General features: G+C 46.1%; 7 protein-coding genes. 6 read left to right on the top strand and 1 reads right to left on the bottom strand.

Annotation, left to right across the window (positions count from 1 at the left end):
• The first annotated feature begins 71 nt into the window (after positions 1–71).
• The gene (locus QZ938_RS32585) at positions 72–512 is read left to right on the top strand and encodes a ferredoxin (RefSeq protein ID WP_293355274.1); all 441 of its coding nucleotides are present in this window, start codon (positions 72–74) and stop codon (positions 510–512) included.
• 46 nt (positions 513–558) lie between these two features.
• Here QZ938_RS32585 and QZ938_RS32580 read toward each other — a convergent pair whose 3' ends face one another.
• Positions 559–747, bottom strand: a complete 189-nt coding sequence (locus QZ938_RS32580; protein WP_293355277.1) for a hypothetical protein — start codon at positions 745–747, stop codon at positions 559–561.
• Positions 748–1,161: 414 nt separating this feature from the next.
• Here QZ938_RS32580 and QZ938_RS32575 point away from each other — a divergent pair, with 414 nt between their 5' ends.
• The 5 genes from QZ938_RS32575 to QZ938_RS32555 all read left to right on the top strand — a co-directional run bounded on the left by QZ938_RS32575 (position 1,162) and on the right by QZ938_RS32555 (position 6,337).
• Positions 1,162–1,809 carry a response regulator transcription factor gene (locus QZ938_RS32575; RefSeq protein WP_293125294.1) on the top strand — a complete coding sequence of 216 codons (648 nt, stop codon included), beginning with the start codon at positions 1,162–1,164 and terminating at the stop codon, positions 1,807–1,809.
• 723 nt (positions 1,810–2,532) lie between these two features.
• Positions 2,533–3,054 (top strand): NYN domain-containing protein, encoded by a 522-nt coding sequence (locus QZ938_RS32570; RefSeq protein ID WP_006633075.1) that lies wholly within the window; start codon positions 2,533–2,535, stop codon positions 3,052–3,054.
• A gap of 382 nt (positions 3,055–3,436) precedes the next feature.
• Positions 3,437–5,077, top strand: a complete 1,641-nt coding sequence (locus tag QZ938_RS32565; RefSeq protein ID WP_293355280.1) for a 2-isopropylmalate synthase — start codon at positions 3,437–3,439, stop codon at positions 5,075–5,077.
• Positions 5,078–5,217: 140 nt separating this feature from the next.
• Positions 5,218–6,018 (top strand): class I SAM-dependent methyltransferase, encoded by an 801-nt coding sequence (locus QZ938_RS32560; RefSeq protein WP_293355283.1) that lies wholly within the window; start codon positions 5,218–5,220, stop codon positions 6,016–6,018.
• Between the two features lie 70 nt (positions 6,019–6,088).
• Positions 6,089–6,337 (top strand): hypothetical protein, encoded by a 249-nt coding sequence (locus QZ938_RS32555; RefSeq protein ID WP_293355286.1) that lies wholly within the window; start codon positions 6,089–6,091, stop codon positions 6,335–6,337.
• Positions 6,338–6,396 lie beyond the last annotated feature (59 nt).

Below are 6,396 nucleotides of genomic sequence, written 5' to 3'. Positions count from 1 at the left end.
GGAGAGGGGGAGAGGGGGAGAGGGGTGATGAGTTTCGATCGCTAATTAATTATTGTTAACGAATGAATAAAATGTTTGAAAATAAATCTGAAAATAACAACGATGAATCTTGCAGCCAAGGCTTGAGCGCTTGCGTCCAAAGCCTGGGAATAGATCGAATCGAGCGACATATTTTTATCTGTGCCGACCAAACCGTGCCCAAGTGTTGCGATCGAGAAAGCAGTCTGGTGGCTTGGAATTACTTAAAAAAACGCTTGCAAGAATTGGGGTTGGACAAGCCAAAAGCCGATCGGCCAACTTGCATTTTTCGGACTAAAGCTAACTGCCTGCGAGTGTGCGCGTCGGGCCCGATTATGGTAGTCTACCCAGACGGAGTGTGGTACCGCGATGTTACGCCCCCCGTCATTGAGAGAATTATTCAAGAACATCTGATCGGCCAGGAGGTTGTTGAAGAATACGCTTTTTTGACTCATCCTTTGCCGGAACCTGCTGAGGCGGAAGCAGATATTTAACTGTAGCGCTGTGAAAAGGTACATCTTGATAAGTCAGGTGTTAGGTTTAAGACGGTAAAGTAGAGAGCGTGAGCGCGTTGGGCGATCGCACCTGTGGATCGATCGAACAACTGTACTCTCCTGCCTGTTTCTGGTAGTCTTGCTTGTCGCTGTGTGTTTTTTTTAGGAGGTGTATCGAAGCAGTTCGATCGCGATCTGGCGAGAGTTTACCGAAAAGTTTCTCAGTAGCAGACATCCGGCAGTTTGCCAAACTACACTAGAAATAGTTAAATACGTAAGTAGGGAGCCTGCTTAAATTTCTCTATATCAGAAGTATCATTTAAAACCGGGGCATCAACTTGCAATTGAACCGATCGAGATTAAATATTTAACTTGGGCTCGGGAGCGTGAGTCTTCCATCAATCAAGGCCGATCGTGACAGGCGATCGTCCATTACAGGTTTTGGCTCCGTTCCAGGTCGCAAGACATTCACAAACGGGCATCGAACACTGGTTGGGAAGCGGTAACACCCGCCCCGCTTTCCCCTCACCGCCATCCCTTCACCCCACCGCCGTCCTCAACTCCCAACCAACCGGGCTGACACTGGACTGACGGAAAAAACAGGAGTGAAAAACAAGGAATTGTGCGGGATACTCTAGCGGGAAGAAACATGAAGGACAATAATTCAGGAGAGCAAAAACGGCTGATGCTGGTTGACGACGACCCGAACTTGATCTTGCTAGTCAAGGATTACTTAGAGTTTCGGGGCTACAACGTCATCACAGCAGAAAACGGCAGACACGCTCTAGAAAAACTCGAACAAGAAGTCCCCGATTTGATCATCTGTGATGTGATGATGCCGGAAATGGACGGGTACACTTTAGTCAAACACATCAGGGAAGACCCGCGCACGAGTTGGATTCCGGTTCTTTTCTTGTCCGCCAAAGGTCAAAGTTCCGATCGAGTAAAAGGGTTGAGCACTGGAGCTGATGTTTATATAGTTAAACCTTTTGAACCCGAAGAACTGGTAGCCCAAGTAGAATCTTCTCTGAAAGCAGCGTCCCGCTTGATTCGTCACTCAAATCCAGGTATTGAGAGCGGCCCGAAAATTAAGGCGCGCCGCAATGTCGAATTGACTCCCACTGAGTTAAAGGTGGTACAGTTGCTAGCGCAGGGTATGGCAAACCGCCAGATCGCAGACGTGATGAATGTCAGCCAGCGCACTATAGAGAGCCACGTTAGCAATATGCTGGGCAAAACAGGTCTGCACAACCGGACAGAGCTAGCTCGCTGGGCCCTGGAAAGCAAAAAGGCTTGAGTTTAGGCTCTAGCGCTGTGAAATTAGGGGAGAAAAAGATACTGCAATCCGATTCGGTATGCTTGCTGGGCGATAGGGTGGTTGGCGTGGTAGTTTCGATCCCCATTAAGCTTGACCGAAAAACGAGGCGCAAGCCCCGTCCTTTTAAGGCTGGGGTCTAGCCGATTAGCGACTTCAGTCGCCTTGGAGCGAGTGCGCGGCTTCAGCCACAGTGGTAAAATCCAGAGGTGAGTAAGAATAACCATCTACGTGTTGAATCAACCTAGTGCGGAGAAATCCCGGCAACCGAGATATCTGGCACGCTAACCCAGAATACTTAAAGGGCAAATAAAGGCAGGTTGAGGAGCGTACCTATCTGGCAAGAGTGATGGACTCGGAAAACAAACAAATAAAAAGTAAGCCCAATAGCCACAAGCTTGAGGGTCTAGAGGGATATTTGAATGTCCCACTGTCGCCCTTTTGGGTGGGCCCGAATCCCCGTCGCTTTAGCCCTGGGGAGGTTCAAACCACAGCCTCTACCGAGTTACTGAGAGTCGGGTTTTTGAAGGTTGGTCGATCGAATCCAAGCACCCCTAAAAGAGCCCTCTGGCGGTAGAGGCAAAAATATGAAATACTGGGGGGATGGAGTTTTCTGAAGTTTAATCTATTGCCTCAGTTAGCTCCATATTGCTAAAATGTGATATTTAGATTAACTTCTTTCTACAATTATTAGGTCTAAGTTCTATGACAAACTTAATGAACCGCCTTTCTATTTTTGTGGACGGGAACAATATGTTCTACGCTCAACAAAAGAACGGCTGGTTTTTTGATCCACGCAGGGTGCTCGAATATTTCAAAACTTCGCAGCCAAATGTCATCTTGATCAATGCTTTCTGGTATACGGGTTTGAAAGACCCGCAAGATCAAAGGGGATTTCGAGATGCTTTGATCAGTCTGGGTTACACGGTTCGCACTAAGATTCTTAAGGAATATTACGATGATGCTTCGGGCCGATATTCTCAAAAGGCTAATTTAGACATAGAAATTGTGGTTGATATGTTTAATACGGTGGATCAGTACGACCAAGTTGTGCTATTTAGCGGGGATGGGGATTTTGAGAGGGCGATCGAGCTACTGCGATCGAAAAATACTCACATTACTGTGGTATCTACCGAAGGAATGATTGCTAGAGAATTGCGAAATGCTACTGATAGGTATATAGACCTAAATGAAATTCGGGAACATATCGAGAAAATGGATTATTAGTCAGTTGACAGTTGACAGTTGACAGTTGACAGTTGACAGTTGACAGTTGACAGTCGTCAGTAGTTATTAGTTAGTAGTTATTAGTCAGCAGTCAGCAGTCAGCAGTCAGTAGTTATGGGTTATGGGTTATGGGTTATGGGTTATTGGGTTATGGGCGCGAAACACAAGACTGGTGCGATCGCCCAAAAACGGATACAAGTTTCCGACTCCTGTCGCGAGCAGTTACAAATTTTAGACCAAAGTTCAAACTCCTAGATGAATCTGAATCTGTGAACTAAATCTAAAATCTAAAATCTAAAATCTAAAATTGATCGACTTACTGGGAACTCGCGTACCCAGAACAGGGGACAAGTAAAAATCAGGACAACACTTTTTTAGAGCTATGAAAACTCAACCAAGTCAAGACCGGATTATTATTTTTGATACGACTTTGCGGGACGGAGAACAATCTCCGGGCGCATCTCTGAATGGGGACGAAAAGCTAACTATTGCCCGTCAGTTAGCGCGATTGGGCGTGGATGTGATTGAAGCAGGTTTCCCTTTCACTAGCACGGGAGATTTTGAGGCTGTCCAAAAAATAGCTCGGACTGTTGGGACGGAAGATGGGCCGACAATTTGCGGTTTGGCAAGGGCGAGAAAGCCGGATATTAAAACAGCAGCCGAGGCGATTAAACCAGCGGTAAATTCGCGAATTCATACGTTTCTGGCTACGTCTGATATTCACTTGGAATATAAGCTGAAAAAGACGCGGGCTGAGGTTCTGGAAATTGTGCCGGAAATGGTGGCTTATGCTAAGTCTTTTGTGGATGATGTGGAGTTTTCGCCGGAGGATGCTTGTCGTTCCGATCGCGAATTTTTGTATCAGGTTCTAGAAAGGGCGATCGAGGCCGGGGCGACTACTGTGAATATTCCCGATACTGTGGGCTACACGACTCCCAGCGAGTATGGGGATTTGATTCGGGGAATTAAGGAAAATGTGCCGAATATCGATCGCGCAATCATTTCGGTTCACGGTCACAATGACTTAGGATTGGCGGTTGCTAACTTTTTGGAAGCTGTAAAAAATGGCGCCAGACAGTTGGAATGCACGATTAACGGGATTGGGGAACGGGCGGGAAATGCGGCTCTGGAAGAGTTGGTAATGGCGCTTTATGTACGCCGCCAATACTTTAATCCGTTCTTGGGCCGGCCGGCGGATTCTGACGAACCCCTGACCAATATTGACTCGCGCCAAATCTACAAAACTTCGCGCTTGGTTTCCAATTTGACTGGGATGTTGGTGCAGCCAAATAAGGCGATTGTGGGAGCAAATGCTTTCGCCCACGAGTCGGGAATTCACCAAGATGGGGTGCTGAAAAATAAGCTGACATACGAGATTATGGACGCTGAGTCGATCGGCTTAACAGAAAATCAAATTATCTTGGGCAAATTATCCGGCCGCCACGCATTTCAAACTCGCTTGAAAGAGTTGGGTTTTGAAATGGCAGATGATGAGCTAAATAAGGCTTTTGTCAAGTTTAAGGATTTAGCCGACAAGAAAAAAGAGATTACCGATTGGGATTTGGAGGCGATCGCCAATAACGAAGTCCACCAAGCTCCCGAACTTTTCCGGTTAGAATTGGTACAGGTTTCCTGCGGCGACAAATCGCGCCCGACAGCAACCGTCACGGTGCGGAATCCGGCGGGAGAAGAATTGACGGATGCTGCGATCGGTACGGGGCCTGTGGATGCCATTTACAGAGCAATTAACCGAGTTGTCAATGTCCCGAATGAGTTGATCGAGTTTTCGGTACAATCGGTAACAGCGGGCATAGATGCGATCGGCGAAGTAACAATCCGCTTGCGGCACGAAGGCAAAGTATTTTCCGGCCACTCGGCAAATACCGACATTATCGTAGCCTCCGCAGAAGCATACATCAGCGCCTTAAATCGCCTGTATCAAGCATTGCAGGCCAGTCAAGAAAAATCCTCCGCACAGCCAACTGCGATCGCAAATCAAGTTGTCGCAGAAGCACAGCGCTGATAAATTGATTCTCAGCCATCTTCCTTAAAGCAAACCGCAGGCGAACACCGATCGAAGCAGATAAATCTCAATAAATCTGCGTTAATCCGCGTTCATCTGCGGTTTAAACATATTTTTTCCCAACAACAAACATTAAAAAAATGCAAGACGAAACTTTAAAAAAAGAGCGACAATTCCACGATGCTTGGGCATCCACAATCGATGTTGACGGCATCCGTGTCAACGATTACTTTGAAGCTTGCACCGCCCCAGAAAATAGATTCATCATCCAGCACATGGGCGATGTCACGGGTAAACGCCTCTTGGATTTAGGCTGTGGCGCCGGAGAAAATAGCATTTATTTTGCGAAGAAAGGTGCACATTGTGTGGCGGCTGATTATTCTGAGGGCATGGTGGAAGTGGCCATGAAATTGGCAGAAATAAATGGCGTAACAATCGAAGGTTGTACGGTGAATGCCATGGCGCTGGATTTCCCAGACAACAGTTTTGATATTGTTTACGCTTCCAATTTGTTGCACCATTTGCCGGAACCAGAAAAGGCAATTCGCGAAATGCAGCGCGTGCTAAAACCGGGCGGCAAAGCTTGTTTTTGGGACCCGATGAAGCACAATCCAGTGATTAATGTTTACCGCAGGATGGCGACTGAGGTGCGGACTGAGGATGAAACTCCTTTGGATATTAATATTGTCAAACTTGTCAAATCTTTGTTTTCAGAGACGGCTTATGATACGTTTTGGCTGACTTCCCTTTGGATTTTTTTACGCTTTTATTTGATCGAAAAAGTGCATCCAAATGAGGAGCGTTATTGGAAGAAGATTATTATCGAACAAGAGAGATTGAAGCCGGAATATTCTCGTTTGGAAGGGTTGGATGGGTGGTTGAAGAAGTTGCCTCTGATGAAGCGGTTGGCTTGGAATTTGGCTGTGGTGGCAACTAAATAAGTTGTCGTACTGTCTGTAAATATGAGAAGAGAGGGGGAGCATGAAAGATGGGGAAAGGATTTGAAGATTTTTGAAATTAGATCGCAAAAAACTCAATAAAGTTCAAGAAAAAGACATCCTTCTGGCTAATATTACTATTTGTTTGAGAAAAGATCGAGAATTGCGTCACAAATACCAACTAATTCAATCGCTCCTTAGGGCAACGATCGGATCGAGTGCGGCAGCATTTTTAGCGGGAATAACACCAGCAATTAACCCACATTCCGCAGATATTCGATCGGATTTAATTTTCAAACAAATCATAATTTTCAAAACCTGAGATGGTTGCTATGCAATCATTTGAGGTTTTTTAAGGTATAATGATTTGTCGCCGTGCAA

This window comes from Microcoleus sp. CAWBG27, assembly GCF_020883145.1.
Classification (GTDB): Bacteria; Cyanobacteriota; Cyanobacteriia; order Cyanobacteriales; family Microcoleaceae; genus Microcoleus.
The sequence above is the reverse complement of the archived record's forward strand: the minus strand, read 5'-3'. Positions and strand labels throughout refer to the sequence as shown.

Excerpts from the sequence above, each read along its gene's own strand:
- QZ938_RS32585 (WP_293355274.1), top strand. The coding sequence starts at position 72 with ATGTTTGAAAATAAATCTGAAAATAACAACGATGAATCTTGCAGCCAA.
- QZ938_RS32580 (WP_293355277.1), bottom strand. The coding sequence starts at position 747 with ATGTCTGCTACTGAGAAACTTTTCGGTAAACTCTCGCCAGATCGCGAT.
- QZ938_RS32575 (WP_293125294.1), top strand. The coding sequence starts at position 1,162 with ATGAAGGACAATAATTCAGGAGAGCAAAAACGGCTGATGCTGGTTGAC.
- QZ938_RS32570 (WP_006633075.1), top strand. The coding sequence starts at position 2,533 with ATGACAAACTTAATGAACCGCCTTTCTATTTTTGTGGACGGGAACAAT.
- QZ938_RS32565 (WP_293355280.1), top strand. The coding sequence starts at position 3,437 with ATGAAAACTCAACCAAGTCAAGACCGGATTATTATTTTTGATACGACT.
- QZ938_RS32560 (WP_293355283.1), top strand. The coding sequence starts at position 5,218 with ATGCAAGACGAAACTTTAAAAAAAGAGCGACAATTCCACGATGCTTGG.